The organism is Jeotgalibacillus malaysiensis (assembly GCF_044789845.1).
Lineage (GTDB): Bacteria > Bacillota > Bacilli > Bacillales > Jeotgalibacillaceae > Jeotgalibacillus > Jeotgalibacillus malaysiensis_A.
This window is the reverse complement of the sequence record NZ_CP085252.1, coordinates 271573-293682: the sequence shown is the minus strand read 5'-3', so window position 1 is coordinate 293682 and position 22110 is coordinate 271573. Positions and strand designations below refer to the sequence as shown.

Genomic DNA, 22110 nt, shown 5'->3' with positions numbered 1-22110 from the left:
CCTGTCCACCTTTTCTAAATGTGGGCAGGGAGTTTTTTCTGTTTTACATTTATTTTAAGATTAAGGCTTACGCTTCGGCATCCAAACCCGATTCTGATTTTTGGTTTCAGGAAATTCATCTCCAGCCTCCAGTTTGATCTGAGCTGGATCGTTGACCTGACTTCCGGTTTCACCTATTTCAACATAATAGCCATTATTCGGCGCTTTCTGACCAGGCTTAAACTGATGATTCTGTCCCACACGATTCACTCCTTTCCTCTCTTATTATGACCTGCTTTAATCAAATGATCTTTTAGAGACAAAAAGCCTGCACCAGCCCGGACGATCGCAAGGGTGATGGCATATTGTCTTGTGATATCAAGCTTTTCAGGCAGCGTGACTTCCTTAAAATATGGAAGTGGATCACCGGATTGATACCAGTCTCCGTTTGTAAAAGTATGCTCACGATTTTCCCATGCTATATTTAATGTCGGACTAAAAATACCTTTGCCACGCCGGGAAGAAAAAACCTGCGGCCAATAGTCCGACCTTGATCCCGTATGCGGATTGTTGCTTGCAAACTTAAGAATGGTCTTTAATTGGTACGATGAGTGATAAAGCATGCCATACAATTTTTTACCAAGCTCAATTCTTTGTTCAAGCGGCGCAAAATGACTGACATTCAATCCGATTACCTTCACATGCTTTTCCATTGCATAAGGAAAAATCACATGGTTCAGATGAAAAAATTCCTGATATTTAAACGTGAATGATTCGTACACACTCGTGCGGTAATAAGCATTCGCTATCAGACGCAATTCGATATAGTGCTGTTCGTTGATAATAAGCGCAATCGTCAGGAATTTTGAGTTTTGCTGCTTTAGAAATGACTGCCAGACGGGTTCCATAAAAGCCGAAACACTAAATTGTGGAAGCAGGTGCATATAATCCTTTTTAGTTTCCTTGCTCTTCTCATATAAAAGCAGCTGCGGGTAGGCATCATGAAAAATGAAGGCATTGGCTTTTTCTAAAAAGATAAAAAAGTCTCTTCTCGAACGTTCAGAGAAAATATGTTCAAGAAGACTTCCCTTCAGATCAGTCATATTCCAGCCGCCGTTTCTGGACACCAAATGTGCAAGCAGGGCCCAGTGAACCTCCGGATGCTTACAGTAAAATTGAAAATATGCGTCTGTTCTGGTCACATTATTGAGGTTCAATAAAGCGACTTTTTTTTAATATCTGAAACGATCACTTCCTCTTCGGGGGTAAGAGGATGAACAGTTGTTTTGCCGGAATCCATAGGTGCAGAACCTTCTTTCTCCAAGGAATAATTAGTGGAGCAATTTTAGCTTCTCTCTGCTTTGTGCCAGAGTCTCCTGCAGCTCCAGTATCGGTTTACTGTTTCCTCTCGATTGAATCGCATTCGTGCAGCTGCGCTCAGCCGTTTCAATCTTTTTAAACGCTTCATTAATTCTTTCTTCTACAGGGTTTGTTCGCGCGTGCCTCACTGCTTCTTCTGCATTCTCAACTGAATTGTGAAGCTGTATGATGACCTGATCTTCTTTCCAGCTCATATCTGTCTGCTGATCCATTTCTGATCCCTCCACTGTTTTCTATTTATTACGATGGCTGTCAGTAATCATTTTTATGCGTAAGACTGAAAAATTTGGATGGCAATATGATAAATAAAATCTGCAGGACAGTCCATATTAGTAAGGTACCTTATCTTAAAAGGAGGTTTTTCTGTTGAGTCGTTCGAATCATCAAACGCCATCAAAAAACAAAAGATCTCTTCCTCAAACGCCAAAAGGAATGAAGGTTGATCATGAAAGAAACAGAACCGAGGAATTTGCTCAGGAACTGGGTCTGCATGGTGAGACTGATTCCGGTAACAGGCATGGGGTTAATAAGGGCAAACAGCATCGCGAAAGATAAACAAAAAAGCCAGGTTATGTGCCTGGCTTTTTTGTTTTCCATTTAAATTTCTATTTTTCCTGAAACTGCTACCTCCTGCCAATCTAAATGTAGACTTTATTTGTGACTTAGCCATTTTCAATAATCATGTCAATCAACTCATCCAGCGTCCCAAAGCATTTCCTGACTCCCGGCAGATGATAAAACGTACTTGTCGTCTCAGGATTGTCCACCTCTTTATCAGGTGAATAAAGAAAAACCTGTTTACCTTGCCCTAGCGCGATTCCCATCTCAATGTGAGTTCCTTTTCCTCCAGGAAGCAGAGCGATAAGAAGATCTGCTTCAATGACTTCCTCTTTTTCTTTTTGACCGATAGACTGCTGTTCTTCAAAGGTTGAAGCCCTCTCATTTACCGTCCAGTCATAAGTGAGGGTATAACCATGCTTAATCAGGTGCTGACTAACGTATTGAACTTTTTCTTTATTGGTAAAGCTTGATGCGATATAGAATTTCATGATTCCCCCCCATTAATACTTTCCATTACTTAAGAAACTTTTTTGAAAAATCCCCATCAGGATCACACTATGCCATTCCCCACCACGGAACAGCTGGTCCTGCTGTTCACCTTCTTTTTCAAAACCGAGTTTTTCATATAGCCTTACCGCGCGCTCGTTAAATGAGAACACACGCAAATACACCTTATGCAGATTCAGCTCTTCAAACGCATACGACAGCAGCAATTGCATCGCCTCTTTCCCAAAGCCCTTCCCCCACTGGTCAGCTTCTCCAAGGTCAATCACACACTCCGCATTTCTATTTTTATAATCAATATGTATGAGGGAGATAATGCCGATCGGACTGCCTGTTTCCTTCAGTTCAATCATATAGCTTTTCGCATCATTTGCTCCTAAAATCATCTGGATAAAGGCAGCTGTCTCTGATTTTGAATACTGATCCATTACTGGACTGGTGCTTTTCATAACCTCCGGATTGTTCCGCCACTTATGATAGATCTCTGTATCTTCCTCTGTTACCTTGCGTAATGTAATTCTGTCAGTTGAAAACATCGTTATACCTCTTTATAATTTGTAAGTTCTTATCATCATTTCTTCCAACGATTCAAGTCCGCCTCACCGTCACTTTACCTTCCTGGTCCTTTTCATTGTCCCATTCCACCTGAATCTCGAAAGTACCTTCTTCAAAAAACAAAGGAAATCTTCTTTTGATCGAATCTATCATAGGAAGTTGACAAGCTTCTTCAATCGGAACCCACACAGGTGTACCTTCAGGAGCGCTCTTCAGTAATTCCCCGGTAAAACTGCTGGATATATAGTTAAAAATCATATAACGATCGTTTTTCTCAGGGTTAACATACTCATAGAGCCCCTTATAAACGAGATCACTCACTGCCAACCCTGTTTCTTCTTTCACCTCTCTGATCGCAGCCTCCACAAAGCTTTCAGGAAATTCAACCTTTCCGCCGGGAGGGATAAAACCTTTAAGATGATCGTGTCGTCGATCAAGTAACAGTACAGTATCTCCCTTTTGCACCATACAAACTGTCCAAAACTTAACATTCAATTCATTCACCTCAAACAGCCATCAAAACAGCTCAGGAATAGATTTAGCATTCAAAAAGGTCATTAACTCACGATCAACCTTTTGAAATTCATCCTTCTCAATCCACCTGTATGTAAACAACACGCCGGCATCCTTATCTGCTCCCGTTACTTTGTGAACCCAGGCATCAGGCGTGTCAGCTGGCGCAACCAGTAAGTAATCATGTCTTTCAACCATCCTTTGAATAAACGGCTTATAGTATGTAACGTCGCCCAGCTTTTTTATGAGCCGGACATCAGATAAGCCTGTTTCTTCATGAATTTCTCTAAACAGCGCTGCTTCAACCTGCTCATTCACTTCAGCACCGCCACCCGGAACACGCAGTTCTGATCCCGGGAAAGAATGTACCAGCAATTCATACCGATCTGCAGACAATTCACGCAAAATGAAAGCAGCTACTTTCGTTTCCTTGTCTTTCTCCATGATGCGTTCAGCACTTTTGAAAGCACCTGCATACACATCATTCCATCCATCAAATATTTCAGGCAGCTCTTCCATCCCGACAAACTTTCGATCCGCTGCTTCAAACTCTCCTGAAAAAGAATGAAGAGCCGTGATATCCATTCTGAAAAACACCTGATAGCCAACCTGCGGATAGCGTCCAGCAGGATCCCAGCGTTCATTCTCCCGGTGGTCAACGGTAATATATCCGATCAACCGGCAGTCCCCTTCAACGCAGCCCTCCTCCATCACTTCTCTTTTAAAAGCCTGGAGCGGAGTGTCACCTTCGTCTACGTGTCCTCCCGGAATATCCCATCCCCGATGATGAAGGTCAACAAGCATGACCCGTCCTTCGTGAAAGCAGAATCCATGCAAACTTGTGATACATTTTTCATCAGGCAGCACACTGCTTTCTGTCCAGCTGAGCTTAACCTTCGCTTCTCCCCAATTCACGTAAGTAGTCATGCTTAACCCCCTTTTTTCACCTGAAGTACTGTACAACTTTCCCTTTGCCGTTCTGTACTTCAACCTCAGCATAAGCACCATTGATAAACGTAATCTGAGGCGGAACGTGACCGCAGTCAACGTCATAAACAATTGGAACCTGCAGCTCGTTTGACAGATCCTGATACACATCCTCAGCGTCATACCCATCGATTTCATGATTCGCATCGCTTCGGCCAAATAGTATGCCTGAACAATTTTCAAACCATCCTCCAAGCTTCATCTGCATAAGCGATCGTCTCAGGTCGGTCGTGGACATCTCACAGTTTTCGAAAAACCAGAGAATCGGTTCATCAGGAATATGCGTTTTGCGAAAAGCAGCGACATCACCGTAAGGCGTGCCAATTAAATGTCTGATCACATCCACACAGCCGCCGAGCAGGCGTCCCTTTAATGTCTCAGGCTTTCCGGAGACTGTTTTCCACTCAGTCTTTTCTGTCAAATCGAAAATATGTGGTGTCGGGTTTTCAAAGTCCCATTCTTTTTGATAAAGGGCTGATGAATGCTGAGTGACGGACTCTCCTGCTTTTGTAAGCAGTACCTCTTCCCACATCGCTGTCGTTGCATCCACGGATTCTCCTCTCAGATCAACAAGGTTCGTGCCGTGAGCAGTTGCGATTCCTTTAGTGAGCGTGATCGCAAGCAGCAGGAGGCTTGTATCTGAATAGCCGAGGATCCATTTTGGAGGGATCCGTTCAAAATTCAGATGCTCAAGCGTTTCAATCAGAAGCTCGCCTCCCCATGGTGGGATAATGAGATCTACATTGTTATTTTGAACGATTGAGTGGAAGTCTTTTGCACGTAAGTCTGCAGGTGCTGACTTGGCTTTATGCTGCGTCCAGGCCGTTTCGCCGAAAACCAGCTGGTAACCATTCTTCTGAAGCTGCTTGTCTGCACCTTTTAATAGAGGGTGGAGCGCTTCCGGTACACCGGATGATGGGGCTGTGACGCCTATTGTTGCTGGTTTATGTAGTGTTGGATATTGGATCATGATGAAGTACCTCCCTGGGTGGTTTTTAGTAATCATTTTATCGGCTGGAGCGGTATGAGGGGCGGCTTTGGAACGCTGTTGGAATTCCATCAATTTGAGAGTTATTCCTTCAGATTGCCTGTTGATTCCTTCAATCCTGAAATGATTCGCTCAAAATCGAAATCAATTCCTTCAGCAGCTGTCCGACAGTGCTCATTTTATTCATTCAGACACAGAATCCCTTCAGCTAACAAGTTAATTCCGTCACCTGTGAATGTAATTCCATCACCCCTGATTCCGCCGAACTGCCAGCAAAAGTTACTCCTTATGTATAAAGAAGCTTCGACATATAATATTCATCAACCAGGCTTCCGTTAATCTTCAGTGACTGCCTCTTCGTTCCTTCAACTTCGAACCCCTGCTTTTTATATAGCGCCAGGCCTGCTTCGTTTTCTGTAACAACCGTCAATTCAAGTCTTGCAATCCCATGTGCAGCAGCCCACTTTTCCAACTGCTGAAATAACTGAGTACCGACACCTTGCCCCCTATATTCCGGCAGAATGCCAATCACAAGATATGCAGCATGACTGTTGCGTCTGACACTTCCGCCAATTGCGAACATATAGCCAGTAAGCTGGTCCTCGTCTTCCGCGACAAGCACAGTTGAGTTCGCTTGCTTTTTAAGACTTTCAATCTGCCTTAATTGCTGTTCAGACGTTGTTTGACGTTCTCCCGATTCCATCATCATGAATTCAGACTGGCTTTCTACCTGCTGGATCAGCAGCCTGAAGTTTTCTGCGTCTTTTGTTTCTATTTCTCTAATGATCAATTGAATCAACTCCTTATTCAATGTAGGAATAGAATGACCTATAATTAAAACCCCGCCGTTTTAACTTTCTAAAGGCGGGAAAGACTTATCATTACCGCTCCCCATACCACACATAAAAAGCGGCCACATCCTCTTTCGGCAAATAAGCCAGCTCACTCACAAACACCGGCTTTGCGCGATTCGAAAATTTTAAAGAAGCGACATCAAATTTCCGCTGGATCCAGGAATGCTGTACTTCGATTTCCTCAATTCGTGCTCTTCTGGTCAGTAACGTTTCGTTTGAGAAACCACCTTTTCTTGTCTGGATGAATTCACCGTGGCGCAGGTAGCTTGTAAACAAGTAGTCCAGGATACGGGAGAGAATTGCGAGAACAAAAATGACACCCGTGATCCACAGCCATTCACGCTGGAAAAAGAATAGACCTGCTCCAACAACGAGCGTGCCATAGTATGGTGTAAGCAGTTTAAGTAAAAGTACTTTCCTAGGCAGCCGCTTCATCTCCTCTTCGATATGATAGGCAGGTAGAAGAGTATTCACAAGCTCATAAGCTTCACGCTTTGCCATAAAAGGATAAAGGGCATTTGTTTCAAGTTTTTCCTCCCCTAACCCCCCTGCGCTGATCAGCTTGATTTCAACCATATTCAGCAGCCGTTTGATCAGTGGCTGCTCAATTTTAATTGCCTGAACCTTATCTTTTTGAATTGAAAAAGTGGATGTATTCCATACACCTTTTTCAATATAAATCCTCTCATCATCGGCTGAAATCACGTAATTGCCGTATTTTACAACTGTTTGAATGTAGCCGATGACAACTGACAGGAGCATCGCAACGATAAATAACAGCGCCAGCAATCCAATATGCGCTTTAAAGTACTCAAATGCACTAAGGGTCGTTTCTTCCAGATCAAAAAAGTCATTCACCTGAAAGTACGCTGCTGATAACAGCGGGAAAATCGCAAGGAAGCTGAATGATGTCAGTGCGGCTTTGATCGTATCCTTTTTAGTGGAACGAAAATAAACTGTACGTTTTGGCTTGTCTACAACTTCTTCTGCTTCTGCTTCTGCTTCTGCAACAGCATCTTTTTCTTCAATCTTTTTCAGAATCATCCTTGCTTCATCATGGGTGATCACAGAGAATTTTATAGAAGATTCCGAATCACTCGTCCCGGTTTCCAGTGTTAAAGACGTCAGCTTAAACAGCCTGTGAAGAAAGTTCGTGTTCGTCTGATGGTTTTGGATCCGTTCAAACGGCACGACCCTATGATTCTTAACAAACACGCCTTCTCTAAGCGCAATCGAATTGTTATTGATTTGATAGGTATGGAAAAACCATTTCAGCAGGATATGGATGATCGTCCAGCCTGCAAACAGGATAAAGATAATCTTTGCCCATAAAATCCAGCCAGTCATCACGTCACCGCGCAGGATAAATAAAAATAAAATAAAGAAGAACGCATTTTTTAGAAATGAAACGTATTCAAATACCAGCCAGGACGGATGATATCGCTTTGGATTGTCACTCATTTCACTTCTTCTCCTTCGATGTCTTTTACTTTTGCAAACATGGCAATCTGTGACCTAAGTTGGATTGCTTCTTCTTTAGGAAGCGCCGGAATGTTATGGCTTCGTTTTCAATATTGTAAGCTTCGACCCTCCTGTCTGGTTTTATATTCTTGTGCCATTACTCATGTCTACATCTGTTATTAGGAGCATTTATAGAATACGAAAACAAGGTCAAGAATAGAAGCTCCCAAAGCCCTCCTCAGTTCTATGGTTTTCTCATTAATACCATAGAAATATTGCTTCATTATTAAAATGAAAATGGTGCAGCAATTCAGGTAGCTTCTTTCAGAGCCTGATACAATCCGCTATCAGAATGTCTGCACCAGGCGGTTACCGAATTTCGATTTCATTGGAAGGTCGCCCCTTTCAATAAATTATGCCCGCAAAATTTTCTCCATCTTCTTCCCCTTTGCCAGCTCATCAATCATCTTATCCAGATAACGAATCTCCTGCATAATCGGCTCTTCAATATCCTCAACCCTTACACCGCAAATGACACCTTTAATCAGCTTGCGTGAAGCATTTAACTCAGGTGCTTCTTCAAAAAAAGTTTCAAAATCAGTCTTTTTTTCAATCAGTGCCTCAAGATCTTCCTGGCTGTAACCGGTGTGCCAGCGAATGATTTCATCCACCTCAGCTTTCGTGCGTCCTTTCCGCTCTGCTTTGTTAATGTAGTGCGGGTAGACACTTGCGAAGCTCATCGTGTAGATTTTGTGCTTGGTCATTTTTCTCATCCTTTCTAACTTTACAGGTAAGTGAATGCAGGATTTCTTTTTACCTCATTGATGATTTTCTCCAGTTGAGACGGATCTATTTGTGTTGTGTCATATAAAAAGCGATGATCCACACCACTAGCTTCAAACTCCTTTACTAACTCCAGACATCTTTCACCCATTTGATGTTCTTTAATCCTCCGGGTATCCCTTTTCAGCAATTCATCAGGACTCACCCATAAAACAACGTACACAATTTCAACTTGTGGGCACTTAGCGCGCACCCTCTGTGAAAACAGCTCGACTTCATCTGGAAAAGCCACATAATCAATTACGATATCTTTATCTGCCTGAATAAAATTAATACTCAGATCCGCGATATTTTTCCAGACTAATGCAAGCGATGCTTCACTTTCCCATGGCGGCAAATATCCTCCAACGATCATATGATTGATGACATCACCTTCAATGTAAGCACTATGTGGAAATGACTTTGCTAACTTTATTGCAGTAGTTGACTTTCCAACACCTGCCGGGCCTGAGATGATATATATTCTTGGCATGAGCTTCACCTGCTTTGTTTTTACTTAAGCATATAAATTGATGGGGATCTTACAACGTTAAACCTCTCGCTTAAGCACTTCCGCCAGTCCAACCGGATAAACCACCTTCTCACCCGAATAAACGTCTTCTAACGGAATCCACTTTGCACAAGTAATTTTATCCCCTTCAGTAACTGTGAATCTCTCTTTTTGATATAGATCCTTACTTTGCAGATCCACCATATACAACTGTGTAATTTCATGCCCTTTGCGCTGACCTATCTCGTAAATGTTTTCTATACAAGTCATAAAACTTTTAACGACGATCCCAACGCCTATTTCCTCTCGAAATTCTCTCACCAGAGCCTCTTCTGACCATTCACCGAATTCAATCGTACCGCCAACTGGACGATAGAAGTATCCATCTCCCTTTGAGTGCTTTCCTTTCTGCTCCTCTAAAAGTATAGAGTCTTCTCTTATAACGATCCCTAATGCATTTGCTCGTGGATACATGACTAACCTTCTCCTTTGCAACTCACCCTTTAAAATTATTCAATTCACGGAGACATGCCACGCGCCGTTCACCGTCATCTTTATAACCTTCTACTCCCCACCTCAAATCCCTGCCAAATTTCTACACTTCCCCAAAAAACAAACCTGACCAATAAGGCCAGGTCTCATGTAATCATGATTTCTTTTTAACAGGAATCCAAATCTCACTTTTGAAATCCGGCACTGTTGTATCCGGCTGCTCGTTCCAGAGAATTTCAGGTCCTTCTGCCTGTTCGAATGGGTTTGTTGGAAACCACTCTGAGTAGATTCTTCCCCACACATTTTGCAGCGTATCAGGGAACTGTCCTTTTGCTTCAAATACTGCCCAGGTGGAAGGCTGAACCTCTAGACGGTCGAAATGTTCTGGGCATGCTTCAGTGGATGCAACACCGATATAATGATCCAGCTCACCTTTCTCTTCCATTCTACCTTCTGAAATGGTATTCAGAACTTCCCGCCCGTCTCGCAACCTCTTTTATCTCAATTTCGCCTGTCAGATTTTCTTCGATGTAGCTGACAGCTTCGTTGAAAAGCTTTAATGTATCCATTCTCATGACCTCCTTGTAAAAAGGTTAACAGGACTGCAGATAGGATATCCGACAATCCGTGTTTACTTCTGCGGGGTAAACAATCATTGATCATTTTAATAGATCTGCAAGTGTTCCTGCTTTATGATGCGTTTTCTGCTTATACTGTTGAATAGCACCGACGAGTTTGTCTGCATCCTCAAAATATTTCTTTGCAAAGTCATATGATTTCACTTTGTTCATTTTTAAATGCTGCTTCACATAAATACTTGGTTTTAGCCTTTTACGGCTGTAGTCATCATACTTTCCTTCTGCATGGATCACGAGCATTTCAATTTCGGGAGCTGTAATGATATTGACTACAGTAACCCGTTTGACGTATGGACCCGATAATTTGAAGTTTTCATTATGTGAGTCAAGAATACGATAGACAGTGATCATTTCATTTGTTGTTTTATTAAGGTAATTGCGTTCAAAATTTCTTGCACTCCTACAACGGAGAATTTCTTCCTCCAAAAGCTGTTCAGTTCTAAAAATCAGTCGATCATGGTCAAGCAGTATCTCCATAACCGCCTGTTCCATAGCTCCTTCACATAGACAAGCAATCAAGTCCCGCCCACTCATTGCTGATGTACCTGCTGCAAATACTTTTTCAAATCCATATATGCATCATACGATGGAGCTGTCGGTCCCAGGTAACTGCTTTGATAAACCTCACTTTTCTTATAATCACTTCTCACTAATAAGTCGCGCATGTTTTTCAAAAGCAGTTTTTCTTCTTTTAATGAAATATAAATACTATCGTTGCGTTCAAAATCATCCAGCAGCTCTGAGTAATGTGTTGTAAAAACCAGTGTTGCACCTTTCGGATTTGTCTTTTCATTTCTGAAAAAATTGATAATGGTGCGAACGATTTCTTTATTAAAATGATTTTCTATCTCATCAATCATTAAAATCCCACCCTCTTTGAACACCTTCTCAACAGCCGCCAGTACATTCAATCCTTTAATTGTCCCAGATGAAAGATAAGCTTCTAAGTGCTGATGATTATTTAGATAAATCTCTTTATCCTGCCCTTTGAATTTCAGACGAATAATCAGATTCTGATTAGCATCTTTTTCTTCATAAAAATAATCAATACTCTTATCCAAAAAGCCAACCATCTGAACAGGAATCTGCCCCGCAGCTTTCATGACGTTTTTATTTGTTTCACTGATCAAATCAATGATCTCCTGCTCATCTATGTTTTTTGACTGACCAATCATGATGCTCATATCATTTGCCAAATAAGGTGAATTTTCATTACTGCGCACTACTTTTAGCTGTTTATCATTGAAAGTGTAGACTGCTTTTTTCACTTCACCGATTGTTTTAATCCAGATTTTTTCCTCTTCAAAAATAAATTGTTTTCGCTGATTGCGTTTCACCAGAGACTGTATTTTCATTAGCTTCTTTTCGCCAATATAGAAGTAAGCTTCAATTGTAAAGTTGTCTTCGTTATGGAGAAATTCATATTTTTCGCTGTTTAATTTCCCTTGTTTCATATAAAGGTCCATCACAAAAGAAAGCGTTTTTAACACTGTGGTCTTCCCTGAAGCATTAATCCCGATAATCCCTAAGACATTTTGCCGGTACACGCTTCCAGTTAAATGCGTCAACCCCTCATCATTGTGTTCAGTAACTCTTTGACGGGCAACAAAATCTAAATCAATACCTTCTTCAAATAATTGCAACCCCTGCACATTCATTCTTAACAGCTCCATACCACAATCCCCCTTTAAACTTAATTCTCGTTTATATCTAAATTAATTTTATTATTATTTTCATTAATAAACAAATTTAAACGTCATTCATGTTTATATTTTATTATAGGTAGATATAATAGGAAATCTGAAAATAAACAATCAGTTGTCATAAATTACTACAAATTGATAAGGCGGTCGCTCAACTCCAACCCTTCATAACATTAGCAAAATTAGTCAAAAACAAACTGAAAGTATTTGCTATGATTATTTCAAGGCAGGTGACACGATGACAAACGAAGCGATCATTCAAAAAACGATTTGCTGGATTGAAGATCATTTACATGAAGAGATCACAGCGGAAGACATTGCTGCATTTGCAGGGTTTTCACGGCATCATTTCCACCGTCTGTTTCAGACCTCTGTAGGAATGTCATTTTCTGAGTACTTACGGGTAAGAAGAATCACAAATGCTGCTTTGGCACTGATTCACACAGACGCAAGAATCATTGATATAGCTTTCCATTATTGCTTTGATTCGCAGGAAGTGTTTACTCGTGCTTTTAAAAAAGTATATGGATTTCCACCAGGACAATATCGCAAACAAATGATGAAACTAGTTAATCAAAAGGAGGAGCGTCACATGGAAGAAAAGTTAAAAGGCTGGTTTTCAAGCGGAAGTCACCCTTTCAATTATGAAATGGGTGCAGATGTGAAGACGGTCCATCAGGGAAAACAGTCGGGGTATTTAAAATCGCAAACGGTAAACCCCGCTGAAGGTGAATTCGCAACAATGATGCAGCAGTTTAAATCTGAGAAATTCAAAGGAAAAAGAATGAAGCTGTCTGCTTTTTTGAAAACAGAAGATGTTCAGCATATGGCTTCTTTATGGATGCGGGTGGATAGCGCATCTGAGGAAGTGCTACAGTTTGATAACATGAGTAATCGTCCACTCCAGGGCACGACCAACTGGAACCATTACACGATTGTATTGGATATTCCCGAAAACAGTGCAACCATTTCTTTTGGGATGATTCTCTCCGGCAGTGGATGTATTTGGGCAGATTCAGTTAAATTTGAAGAAGTGGATAAAAAAACACCGACTACGAATCTGGAGACTGATTTTGTACTGAGAGATGAGCCGGTAAATCTGGCTTTTGAGGAATAAAACTGATACTTCTGAAGAGTGAATGTGACAACAATCTGGAATGATTGCTACAGGTTCCCGGGTGTACCAGGACAAACTGGGCGGGGAAAGATACAGACTCCAGCAACAGCTGCGACACCTTCGCCCCACTGCCCTGCATGAACTTGGGTAACAGGCTCTTAGTTTCTTAAGGGAATCAAGAGGGGGCTTGTAATGCAACTCAGTTAGCAGAAGCAACATGAATATTGCTTGATTGGTGTAACTTTCGAGTGGATTGCTACAAGTCCCCAGGTGTACCGCTACATCCTGCAAACCAACTGCTACAACTTCAGCTAAAATTGCGACATACGGACCGATCCCCGCACTTTTAACCCACACAAAAAGCCGGCCAAGGCCGGCTTATCTACTCTATTAGTCCAGATCTATCTCCAGAATCTCACCTGTCACTGCATCAATATCAAACTCTGCGTCATCATCGTCGCCAGTACCAGTATTGATTTCTACTTCATAGATCGCTCTGCCATCGTCATCGTCCAACTCAACGCTTTCAAGTGTTCCTTCCACTTCAGCCAGTGCAATCTCTATAGCTTCTTCCTGTGAAATGTAGTCTTCATTTGAGCTGCCGGCAGTACCATTTGAATCAGAAGATGTCACGTTGTCGTCGCGGTCGTCATCATCGTCGTCACGCTCTTCTTCCACTCTTAAAATTTCTCCATTTGACGCATCCATATCCAGGTCATAATCCATATCACCATTATCAATATCAATGTCATATACATAGCCATCACGCTTTTTCTCAAGCTCAATACTTTCAACGACACCTTCGTATTCTGCCAGTGCCTTTTCCTTCGCCTCTTCTACGCTGATCAGTTCTGCTGGTTCAGATGGTGCCGGATTGACTGATCTGAAGTTTTGAAAGCCGTCTGTCATTGCACCTGCGCCAATTGCTCCACCTAAAATCACTGCACTCGCTACTGTTCCTACAACTACCTTCTTCATCTATAACGCCTCCTGAAAATTTGTTTTTGTTTCTTAACCTTATATTAGCCAGGCAAGATGAGAGGAAGGCTTGAGGAAGATTAGAAATTGGTGAGAATGTGTTATAAAGCTTTAATGAGCTAAAAGGTGTACAGTAAGTATAATAAAGATTTTCTCCTCGATGAATGATCTATTCAGGGGTTAATTTCACCTTTCAATCGGATAACCAGTTTCAATTTTTTTCTAAAGGGAATATATGTTGAAAACGAAGTTATTATTTTACAGTAGCGGAAAGGAAATAACTATGCTGAGAAATCATGAGTTACATACATTCATATGTGATAAAGCAGATGCGCTAACCGAAGAATGGTATGAGTCATTAGATAAGAGCAAAAGTGGTGTGTATGGGTCGACTGATCCTGAAGCAATTCAGAGAATCAAGAGTCAGAACAATGCTTTTCATAAGCGCTTTTGTAAAATATTTCAGGATGATAATGAACGTTATATAGAAATTTTTCAGGACTGGATTGAAAGCATTGCGATCGATGAGGCTCACCAATCTACTGCACTTCAGGCTATTATTCAGGAATTTTTCAGAACGCAGCAGCAATATCTGAATTTAATTGAAGAGTTTGTGCTGCAGTCTTCAGAAGAAATGACGTATCAGGAAATGATGACCTGGACCAAAAGAGTGGTCGATTCTATCAATCATATTATTCTTGAATTCACGATTCAACATTCCAAAGCTGCTGAAAGAAGACTGTATGCCCAGCAGGAAATGATTATCGAAATGAGTGCACCTGTTATCTCTTTGACAAAAGACATCGGTTTTCTTCCACTGGTCGGTGAGATCAACACGCACCGTGCTCAGGTCGTTTTCGGAAAAACCTTAACGCAGAGTGCCAATCAGCAATTGAAGAAGCTATTCGTTGATTTATCGGGTGTGCCGATCATTGATACGATGGTCGCCCAGCAGATTTTCCAGCTGATCAGCGGACTGAAAATTATCGGCGTGCAAACTGCCCTATCAGGCATCAGCCCTCAAATTGCACAAACTGCTGTTCAATTAGGATTGAATTTTAAAGATATTGAGATTTACAGTACGCTCGCTCAGGCGATGAAGGCTGAGGAATTTAATGGTTAAGTAAAAACACCCGAAAATCCATGAAACGGATTTTCGGGTGTTTTTTGGTGATTCACCACAACGGCTCCTGTTTATCTGAAAGCTTGTTGTGATGTGTCCATGGCTCATGCAAAAGATAGCGGCACGCCTCATCACTGCCGTAGATGCTGAACACATCATCAAGGTCTTCATCCTTAAATAGCCTTACGGTTAATCTCTCGGTGTGAAATTGCATAAAGCATCTCCTTTTTCATGATTCAATCATAAAAAGTCATATGCGTCTTCTCTTCTCTGTAATATCTCATCCTGTCCTCAAGCGTCCCGGAATGAAATTCGAATTTATGGCCATCAGGATCTGTAAAATAGATTGATTTTTTATCTTTCTCATCTCTTTCACGTCCTGATAAAATATTGACACCAAGTCTCACCAGTTTGCTGTAAGTCGCATCAATCTCATTTTCATCCACCGAAAACGCAATATGCGTATACGACTGTCTGATTTCTTCACGCGGAATATTCTTTTCTTCATTCAACGCAAGCCAAAGACCATTCAGATCAAAATACGCTGTGCTTCTGCCTTTCGCTAAAGGCTTTGCGTCAAAAACGTCCTCATAAAATTGAATTGATTTATTCAGATCCGAAACTGAAAATAATAGATGGTTGATTCCTTTGATGGTCATCTTCTCACTCCAGCATTGATTTATCTTTCGTAAATTCTTCAAAACTGTGCGGGTAATTTAATTGAATGTTTATCATTTTCAGATTAATTCAAATGCAAAAGGACTACACTTTTTAACTTACTCCCGCTCCACCACAGGTCGCGTCATACACTCAATCTTTCTGAACTTAAACTTCCTGTAAAAATCCTGTGCATCTGATGTCGCCAGTGCAATCGCTGTGTATTTAATGTCCGGATGTTCGAGTACACAATCCATCAGCCACTGCCCAAGCCCTTTTCCTCTGTAGTCAGCATCAATCACCACATCCATGATCCATGAAAAAACGGTACGGTCGGTGACTACTCTGGCAAAACCGATTTGCTTTCCTTCGTCATACATGCCAAAAGAAACCGAGTGCTCAATACTTTGTTCGATCACTTTTCTGGTTCTGTTAGAAGCCCAGTAAGTATTGACCAGCATCTGATAAATGCTCTCTATATCCAGTAACTTAACATCATCACTCACAATATAATGCTTTTTTGACCACTCCAAAGGATTCCCTCCTATATGTTTGTTAACATGTATTCCCTTCATCTTTTAGACAGATTTTAGACAAAAAATAAATACATCCTCAGGATTCCACACATGTAAATGATCAGCTGTATAACCTCTCAGCCACAGCTCTCCGTCTATTCTCCTTAAGTAAAAGCCTTTCGGAAAATCATCATGATCATACAAGGGCTCTGATGCAATTGTAGCTGCACCTGATGGCGCCTGGTTTTGCACATTGGATACCTGCTCAGTCTGATCGGTGTAAGCCAGCCTTAAAAACGGACCAAGTTCAACCGGGCAGAGGTTTAATCCAAGTTTTCCTGCTCCTTTGAATAGGTCTGATGTGTTCGCACCTTCAAGGAAACCAAGTGATTGAACTGTTAACTCAACAGTGTCCAAAGAATATTCAGCTTCAGAGATTAAAAATTTTTCATCGAACAGCAATTTTTCCGCATATTCATTTAAGCGGATAGAGGATGCATTGAGTTTTTGTATGCATTCACTTTTCGTCATGCCACCAACTGCTACAGCCCTTTTGATAAATGGACAATCTGGATATGTACCGTATGCTGTTTTTGTCATATACACCCTCCATCAATTCGAAGTCGCTTCTATCCACATAATACCATGAACTGAAACCTTTCGAGAGACGGAATTTATTTTTTCCTATAAATGAGTAGTGTAGATGTATGATACAGTTGATTCAATACTAATTGACCAGGAGGATAATTATGCGAAGCATTCTTTCAATTTTATCTTTCATTTTTTCTTTGTTAGGACTCAGCAATATCATATCTCTAGCTAACAGAGGCGTCATTACTGAAATGCTGACATTTGATACTGCAGGCGGCTCTTTTATCTTCCTGTTTAACTTGTATGGGGTGCTCGCATTTGTATGTGCAGTCCTTGCAAAAAAGGATCGATACAGAATCCTGTTATTGGCAGGAAGTGTGATACTAATTGCAGCTACTTTGACGCTGTCATTTGTGGGTATGTATGGATTTCAGCAGCCATGATGAATGCAATGACCTAAGCAGAATCTTTAGTACAGGAGCCTTACATATACGCTGAAATGTTTATGGTAAAATATGCAGGCAGTCAATAGTTGTAAGGGTGGATGGTTGTCACCTTTTCCTTATTTGGGAAAGGGAGGTGATAACTATAGACATTTTTCTTGAGTTTGCACGAGAAGTATTGAAAGGGATTACACGCGCCGTGAGTGCGTATCTCTTTCACAAGGCTTTTCTGGACGAAAAGAAAACCACCCTGCGCCGTCTGAAGCAAAAGGGTGGTTCTCATAAATGCAATTAACTTGTGACAACCACCACCCTGACGGTAGAGGCTGCAAGGGAGAAGAGTTCACCGCTCTTCTCTTTTTATTATAATCATTTTAACGTAAAACTATGCGGAATTCAATTCAGCGTTGATCACTGGCAGGAGCATAGCTGCACGTCATTTTTATTCAATGACGTGCAGCTATGCTTTTTACTTTTTTAAAAAAATCGTTGAAATATTCTCCCAACCATATTATAGTGTGTATATAGACATACACACTTATACACTAAAAAAAGGAAGTGATCACATGATGAATACGTTCCGTCAGGCGTTGCGACTGACCAGGATTGAGCTTAGTGTTTCAAAAAAACACTCCCTGACTTTATTATTTATGGCTGGTGTTTACACATTCTTCTTTTACCTTTCGATGCCGCCTTACCTTGAAGAACATTTTTTTATTCTTGATGTACTTTTAATGATTTACCTTTGCACGATCTCTTTTGCCATCAAACCGAAAAACTTTCAGTATCAAAAAATTGATGACAATTTATTTGGCTCCCCTTATTTTTCAATGCTGAATCAGCTGCCGATTAAGCGCTCTGTTCTCATTACAAGTCGTTTTATCTTACCTTTCATTTCTATTATTGCGGGAATCACACTTTTGCTGGCTGGTACTTATATTTTGTCACCTGAGCTTCGGTAGGCTGTTAATCCGGTTGAGCTGATTGCACTGATTGTCATGTGGATCTGTATCAGCTTTTGTATAGGCGGACTATTCCCTGCGAGTGACCCTGGTGATGAGATCAAGCGCTTCACTTTTTTCTGGTCATATGCCAGCATTGTCCTGTTTTTCGCTGGTCTGTACCTGATCTTTCAGGTATGGCTGGATACCGGACTTTTTAAATGGACGATCTATCTTGCAAATGAATTCACGTTACTTTCAATGATTGGATCTATTCTGATCGCATGCCTCGTGACATGGTACTGGTTCCGTCATGCGAACAGGCAAGTCCAAAAAATTGATTACTTACAATAAAGGAGGGCTTATATGAATCTTCCAATCCGGCTTTCCAAGTCCTCCCGCGAACCGATCTATCATCAGATTGAGAATCAGATCAAAGCACTGATCGCAAGCGGACAATTAAAAACAAGAGACCCACTTCCTTCTATCAGACTTTTAGCCAAGGAGCTTGAGATCAGCTCCATCACAATCAGAAGAGCTTATCAAAACCTTGAGTACAGCGGATTCATCCAGACGTCTCAGGGAAAGGGAACATTCGTGGCCGACGTGGATGCAGATATGAAGACGTCAATGGCCAGTCAGGCTGTTGAAGAAGCCATTTTAAAAGCAATTTCTACAGCGCGGCAGCATGAATTAACGAACGAAGAAATCATACGTATGGTAGAAACCCTGCTTCAAAAGGAGGATAATCAATGACTTTTCCATTAGTGATCAGAAATATCGAGAAATCGATTGATGATTTTCATTTGAGTATTCCGGAGCTTGCCATTGAAGAAGGCACGATTACAGCATTCATTGGAACAAACGGTGCCGGCAAGAGCACCTTCTTTAAAATGATGATGAACCTGGTCAAGCAGGATAACGGGGAAATTGAAGTGTTCGGCCGTTCTGTCAAAGACACGGATGACAAAATGAAGCAGCAGATTGCTTATCAGGCACAGAACATGCTTGGCTGTGATCCTTTTACTGGTGAACAGCTGCGCAACCTGATGGCAGAGTTTTATCCATCATGGGATGAGGCACTGTTCAGAAGGTTTTCTGAACAACTCGACATTCCATTGAATAAAAAGGTTCAAAAGCTGTCACCCGGCGTAAAAACCAAGCTGAATCTTGCACTTAACTTTGGGAAGAATACGCCGCTGCTGATACTGGATGAGCCGACTGCTGCGATGGATATTCCATCGAGAAACTATTTCATTCAATTTCTACTTGATCTGATGGAAAAAGGAGATAAAACCGTCCTGATTGCCTCGCATCAGGCTGATGATATCAAAAAACTGGCTGATTATCTTGTCTTCATTAACAACGGCCGTGTTTCACAGCTGCTCGAAAAAGACGCACTGGCCTCCTCCTACCGCTTGTTCTGGTTAAAGGAAGAGCCCCCAGTGAGCCGTATTCCCGGAGAAATTAAGCGGACTTATAAAAAAGTGATTTTATCAAACCAGCCTGAAGCTACGATGACTTACCTTTCTCAACACAACCTGGTCATTACAGATGAACAAATACCTGAGCTTGAAGATATTATTCAGGAAATTTTAATGGAAGGGGAAATGATCGATGTCTGAGATTGCACTTACCGTCCAAAGTCTCCAAAAGTCATTTAAGGAACAACAGGTCCTTCACGACGTTTCATTTAAAGTAAGAAAAGGAGAAATCACTGCACTTCTCGGTCCTAACGGTGCCGGTAAGTCAACAACCATCAGAAGTATAATGGGGATTCTCTACCCGGATCACGGAACAATCAAGTTTCACGGGGAAAAGGAAGGTCAGATTCCGAAGCATAAAATCGGCTACCTCCCTGAAGAACGCGGACTTTATAAAAACGTAAAAATCATGGATATCCTGCTCTATTTTGCAGAGCTCAAGGACTACCCGCTCAAAAAAGCAAAGGAACGTGCCCTCTCTTACCTGAAAAAGTTTGGTCTTGAAGGAAAAGACAAGGTTTCAATTGAAGAGCTTTCAAAGGGAATGGGACAAAAAGTTCAATTCATTGCATCAATTATTCATGAACCCGAGCTGTTGATTCTGGATGAACCATTCTCTGGTCTTGACCCTGTCAGTCAGGAAGTGTTCAAGGAAGAGATTCGGGAACTTGCGAGAAATGGCACTGCGATTCTGCTCTCTGCCCATCAGATGAATCTGGTTGAGGAAATGGCTGATCGTCTGATTATGATTCATAAAGGACGGGAAGTCATCAGCGGGACAATGGATGAAGTAAAAAGGCAGTACGCCAGCTTCAAATGTACAATTCACGGTCAAAATGAAGAGAAAAAACTGCAGGCAATTCCGTTTGTGAACCGGGTTGAACAGCATGACAATGTGTCTGTCCTCTTCCTAGATCAGAACCTGAAAGCAGCGGATTGGATCCGCAAGCTGCCTGCAGACATTCATATCGAGGAATTCAGGCTCGACCGGGTTTCACTTCATGAAATCTTTATTGATGTCGCTTCAGACCGGACACTTGCAGCAGAGGAGGAAGAAAAATATGCGTAACAGCTTAAAAGTCGCCCGCTGGGAATTCAAGAGGAATGTTAAAAATAAGTCGTTTGTGATCTCACTTCTTTTAACACCGGTGCTTTTCATCTTATTCGCAACGCTTCCAACCCTGCTATCAGGTTCCAGTAGTGATGAAGAAACAGTCAATGTTTCTGTATCAGATCCATCAGGTATTTGGGCAGAACAAATTGAACCTTTCGTCAGCAGTGCTGATCTGAACTGGGATACGAGTGTGGTCACCGCATCTCCTGAAGAATGGGAAGCTGGGTTAGAAGAAGATGAAAGCGCAGTATATCTTGCACTTGACGAGGCTGCCCTTCGTGATGGACAGATCACTTACTACACAACTGAAGAAACACCTGAATCATTTGCAGGTGAGGTCCAGCTTCTTGCAGCACCTCTTCAGCAGCTGAATCTGCAGAATGCAGGGTTATCAGAAGAGCAAATGGCTGCAGTGACAACCGGCGTTCAGTTTAATGGACAGGAGCTGGGTACTGAACAGGCAGCAGCAGATACAGGTCTTGACGCACTATCGCGTATCATCCCGGGTGCATTCGCCGGATTGATTTTATTCTCGATCGTGATGACCGGGATGATGATCTTCCAGAGTGCTTCACAGGAAAAGAAGGAAAAGGTTTCTGAGATTGTACTTTCTTCACTGACGCCAAGTGACCTGATGCAGGGAAAGATCATCGGCTACTTCTGGCTTGGTATGCTTCAGGTAGGCGTATGGCTCCTGATTGCATTCCCGTTTGTGATCTGGAGATTTAACGACCTGCCAATTATGGAATACCTGTTTGTACCGGAGCTTGCTCTGCTGATTGTGATTGCATTAATCGGTTACCTGCTGTTCGCAGCACTATTTGTCGGACTTGGCGCAACAATAGAAGACATGAGTTCAACGAGTAACTTTCAGGGCTTAGTAATGATGCTGCCATTTTCACCGGTTATTCTGATTGGACCTGTCCTATCTGACCCAAATGGGCTCGCAGCACAGGTGGGCAGCTATATTCCATTCACCTCCCCTGCTGTGCTCATTATGAGATTATCTCTGCTTGAGGAATGGCCATGGGTTGAAATCGCAATCGGTATGACAATCCTGATCCTGTCAGTGTGGCTCTTCATGAAGCTTGCCGGAAAGATTTTTGAAGTAGGTATCCTGCTATATGGGAAGAATGCTTCGATGGGTGAGATGGTGAAGTGGATTCGTTCTTAAGTTAGTCTAACCGTACTACAGGAGG

The 22110-nt window shown here is 41.8% G+C and carries 31 protein-coding genes and 1 pseudogene; 10 read left to right on the top strand and 22 right to left on the bottom strand.

The genetic code is table 11. The features are described 5' to 3' along the window. Positions 1–60: 60 nt before the first annotated feature. The 3 genes from LG330_RS01635 to LG330_RS01625 form a co-directional block, all read right to left on the bottom strand. Positions 61–240 carry a YjzC family protein gene (locus LG330_RS01635; protein WP_041121189.1) on the bottom strand — a complete coding sequence of 60 codons (180 nt, stop codon included), beginning with the start codon at positions 238–240 and terminating at the stop codon, positions 61–63. Positions 241–245: 5 nt separating this feature from the next. Continuing rightward, positions 246–1181, bottom strand: a complete 936-nt coding sequence (locus tag LG330_RS01630) for a DUF2515 family protein (protein WP_404409463.1) — start codon at positions 1179–1181, stop codon at positions 246–248. Positions 1182–1310: 129 nt separating this feature from the next. Next, positions 1311–1571 (bottom strand): hypothetical protein, encoded by a 261-nt coding sequence (locus tag LG330_RS01625; RefSeq protein ID WP_404406980.1) that lies wholly within the window; start codon positions 1569–1571, stop codon positions 1311–1313. A gap of 154 nt (positions 1572–1725) precedes the next feature. On the opposite strand from LG330_RS01625, the gene LG330_RS01620 reads away from it, so the two are divergent. Further along, on the top strand, positions 1726–1914 hold the full coding sequence (locus tag LG330_RS01620) for a YfhD family protein (protein WP_404406979.1): 189 nt from the start codon (positions 1726–1728) through the stop codon (positions 1912–1914). Between the two features lie 107 nt (positions 1915–2021). Here LG330_RS01620 and LG330_RS01615 read toward each other — a convergent pair whose 3' ends face one another. The 14 genes and pseudogenes from LG330_RS01615 to LG330_RS01550 form a co-directional block, all read right to left on the bottom strand. Further along, the gene (locus LG330_RS01615; RefSeq protein WP_404406978.1) at positions 2022–2408 is read right to left on the bottom strand and encodes a nucleoside 2-deoxyribosyltransferase; all 387 of its coding nucleotides are present in this window, start codon (positions 2406–2408) and stop codon (positions 2022–2024) included. Between the two features lie 12 nt (positions 2409–2420). Beyond that, entirely contained in the window at positions 2421–2960 is a 540-nt protein-coding gene (locus LG330_RS01610; protein ID WP_404406977.1) for a GNAT family N-acetyltransferase, read from the bottom strand. Between the two features lie 52 nt (positions 2961–3012). After that, complete coding sequence (locus LG330_RS01605; RefSeq protein ID WP_404409461.1) at positions 3013–3447, bottom strand: 8-oxo-dGTP diphosphatase; 435 nt, start codon at positions 3445–3447, stop codon at positions 3013–3015. Positions 3448–3495: 48 nt separating this feature from the next. Continuing rightward, positions 3496–4419, bottom strand: a complete 924-nt coding sequence (locus tag LG330_RS01600) for an NUDIX hydrolase (protein WP_404406976.1) — start codon at positions 4417–4419, stop codon at positions 3496–3498. 16 nt (positions 4420–4435) lie between these two features. After that, positions 4436–5449, bottom strand: coding sequence for a S66 peptidase family protein (locus tag LG330_RS01595; protein ID WP_404406975.1), 1014 nt, complete (start codon positions 5447–5449; stop codon positions 4436–4438). 304 nt (positions 5450–5753) lie between these two features. Further along, positions 5754–6257 carry a GNAT family N-acetyltransferase gene (locus tag LG330_RS01590; protein ID WP_404406974.1) on the bottom strand — a complete coding sequence of 168 codons (504 nt, stop codon included), beginning with the start codon at positions 6255–6257 and terminating at the stop codon, positions 5754–5756. 91 nt (positions 6258–6348) lie between these two features. After that, on the bottom strand, positions 6349–7782 hold the full coding sequence (locus LG330_RS01585; protein WP_404406973.1) for a PH domain-containing protein: 1434 nt from the start codon (positions 7780–7782) through the stop codon (positions 6349–6351). Between the two features lie 413 nt (positions 7783–8195). Then, on the bottom strand, positions 8196–8546 hold the full coding sequence (locus LG330_RS01580; RefSeq protein WP_404406972.1) for a DUF2200 domain-containing protein: 351 nt from the start codon (positions 8544–8546) through the stop codon (positions 8196–8198). Positions 8547–8566: 20 nt separating this feature from the next. Continuing rightward, entirely contained in the window at positions 8567–9097 is a 531-nt protein-coding gene (locus tag LG330_RS01575) for an AAA family ATPase (protein ID WP_404406971.1), read from the bottom strand. A gap of 57 nt (positions 9098–9154) precedes the next feature. Beyond that, positions 9155–9589 (bottom strand): NUDIX hydrolase, encoded by a 435-nt coding sequence (locus LG330_RS01570; RefSeq protein ID WP_404406970.1) that lies wholly within the window; start codon positions 9587–9589, stop codon positions 9155–9157. Between the two features lie 172 nt (positions 9590–9761). Further along, a pseudogene (locus LG330_RS01565) lies at positions 9762–10064 on the bottom strand (GyrI-like domain-containing protein); the annotation flags it as partial. Continuing rightward, a complete protein-coding gene (locus LG330_RS01560; protein WP_404406969.1) occupies positions 10054–10176 on the bottom strand; it encodes a hypothetical protein in 123 nt (40 codons plus the stop codon). The gene LG330_RS01560 and the pseudogene LG330_RS01565, both read right to left, overlap by 11 nt. Positions 10177–10266: 90 nt before the next feature. Beyond that, positions 10267–10737: a hypothetical protein gene (locus tag LG330_RS01555; RefSeq protein WP_404406968.1), complete on the bottom strand. Its 471-nt coding sequence runs from the start codon at positions 10735–10737 to the stop codon at positions 10267–10269. 38 nt (positions 10738–10775) lie between these two features. Next, the gene (locus LG330_RS01550; protein WP_404406966.1) at positions 10776–11918 is read right to left on the bottom strand and encodes an ATP/GTP-binding protein; all 1143 of its coding nucleotides are present in this window, start codon (positions 11916–11918) and stop codon (positions 10776–10778) included. Positions 11919–12186: 268 nt separating this feature from the next. Between LG330_RS01550 and LG330_RS01545 the strand changes: the two genes are divergently transcribed. After that, entirely contained in the window at positions 12187–13065 is an 879-nt protein-coding gene (locus LG330_RS01545) for a helix-turn-helix transcriptional regulator (RefSeq protein WP_404406964.1), read from the top strand. Between the two features lie 390 nt (positions 13066–13455). Here LG330_RS01545 and LG330_RS01540 read toward each other — a convergent pair whose 3' ends face one another. Next, positions 13456–14043 carry a PepSY domain-containing protein gene (locus tag LG330_RS01540; RefSeq protein ID WP_404406962.1) on the bottom strand — a complete coding sequence of 196 codons (588 nt, stop codon included), beginning with the start codon at positions 14041–14043 and terminating at the stop codon, positions 13456–13458. 283 nt (positions 14044–14326) lie between these two features. Between LG330_RS01540 and LG330_RS01535 the strand changes: the two genes are divergently transcribed. Beyond that, complete coding sequence (locus tag LG330_RS01535) at positions 14327–15166, top strand: STAS domain-containing protein (protein WP_404406960.1); 840 nt, start codon at positions 14327–14329, stop codon at positions 15164–15166. Between the two features lie 52 nt (positions 15167–15218). Here LG330_RS01535 and LG330_RS01530 read toward each other — a convergent pair whose 3' ends face one another. The 4 genes from LG330_RS01530 to LG330_RS01515 form a co-directional block, all read right to left on the bottom strand. Then, a complete protein-coding gene (locus LG330_RS01530) occupies positions 15219–15380 on the bottom strand; it encodes a hypothetical protein (protein ID WP_404406958.1) in 162 nt (53 codons plus the stop codon). Positions 15381–15402: 22 nt separating this feature from the next. Next, on the bottom strand, positions 15403–15825 hold the full coding sequence (fosB, locus tag LG330_RS01525) for a metallothiol transferase FosB (RefSeq protein ID WP_404406956.1): 423 nt from the start codon (positions 15823–15825) through the stop codon (positions 15403–15405). Between the two features lie 117 nt (positions 15826–15942). After that, the gene (locus tag LG330_RS01520) at positions 15943–16356 is read right to left on the bottom strand and encodes a GNAT family N-acetyltransferase (RefSeq protein ID WP_404406954.1); all 414 of its coding nucleotides are present in this window, start codon (positions 16354–16356) and stop codon (positions 15943–15945) included. Between the two features lie 45 nt (positions 16357–16401). Continuing rightward, positions 16402–16938 carry a helicase gene (locus tag LG330_RS01515; protein ID WP_404406952.1) on the bottom strand — a complete coding sequence of 179 codons (537 nt, stop codon included), beginning with the start codon at positions 16936–16938 and terminating at the stop codon, positions 16402–16404. Between the two features lie 149 nt (positions 16939–17087). Here LG330_RS01515 and LG330_RS01510 point away from each other — a divergent pair, with 149 nt between their 5' ends. The 7 genes from LG330_RS01510 (at position 17088) to LG330_RS01480 (ending at position 22085) form a co-directional block, all read left to right on the top strand. Beyond that, positions 17088–17372: a hypothetical protein gene (locus LG330_RS01510; RefSeq protein ID WP_404406950.1), complete on the top strand. Its 285-nt coding sequence runs from the start codon at positions 17088–17090 to the stop codon at positions 17370–17372. Between the two features lie 566 nt (positions 17373–17938). After that, positions 17939–18334 (top strand): hypothetical protein, encoded by a 396-nt coding sequence (locus tag LG330_RS01505; protein WP_404406948.1) that lies wholly within the window; start codon positions 17939–17941, stop codon positions 18332–18334. 36 nt (positions 18335–18370) lie between these two features. Next, the gene (locus tag LG330_RS01500) at positions 18371–18667 is read left to right on the top strand and encodes a hypothetical protein (protein ID WP_404406946.1); all 297 of its coding nucleotides are present in this window, start codon (positions 18371–18373) and stop codon (positions 18665–18667) included. Between the two features lie 12 nt (positions 18668–18679). Beyond that, the gene (locus LG330_RS01495) at positions 18680–19069 is read left to right on the top strand and encodes a GntR family transcriptional regulator (protein WP_404406944.1); all 390 of its coding nucleotides are present in this window, start codon (positions 18680–18682) and stop codon (positions 19067–19069) included. Continuing rightward, entirely contained in the window at positions 19066–19938 is an 873-nt protein-coding gene (locus tag LG330_RS01490) for an ATP-binding cassette domain-containing protein (protein WP_404406942.1), read from the top strand. Before LG330_RS01495 ends, LG330_RS01490 begins: the two co-directional genes overlap by 4 nt. Beyond that, positions 19931–20866, top strand: a complete 936-nt coding sequence (locus tag LG330_RS01485) for an ABC transporter ATP-binding protein (protein ID WP_404406940.1) — start codon at positions 19931–19933, stop codon at positions 20864–20866. Before LG330_RS01490 ends, LG330_RS01485 begins: the two co-directional genes overlap by 8 nt. Then, on the top strand, positions 20859–22085 hold the full coding sequence (locus LG330_RS01480; RefSeq protein WP_404406938.1) for an ABC transporter permease: 1227 nt from the start codon (positions 20859–20861) through the stop codon (positions 22083–22085). The genes LG330_RS01485 and LG330_RS01480 overlap by 8 nt, the downstream gene beginning before the upstream one ends. The last annotated feature ends 25 nt before the right edge of the window (positions 22086–22110 follow it).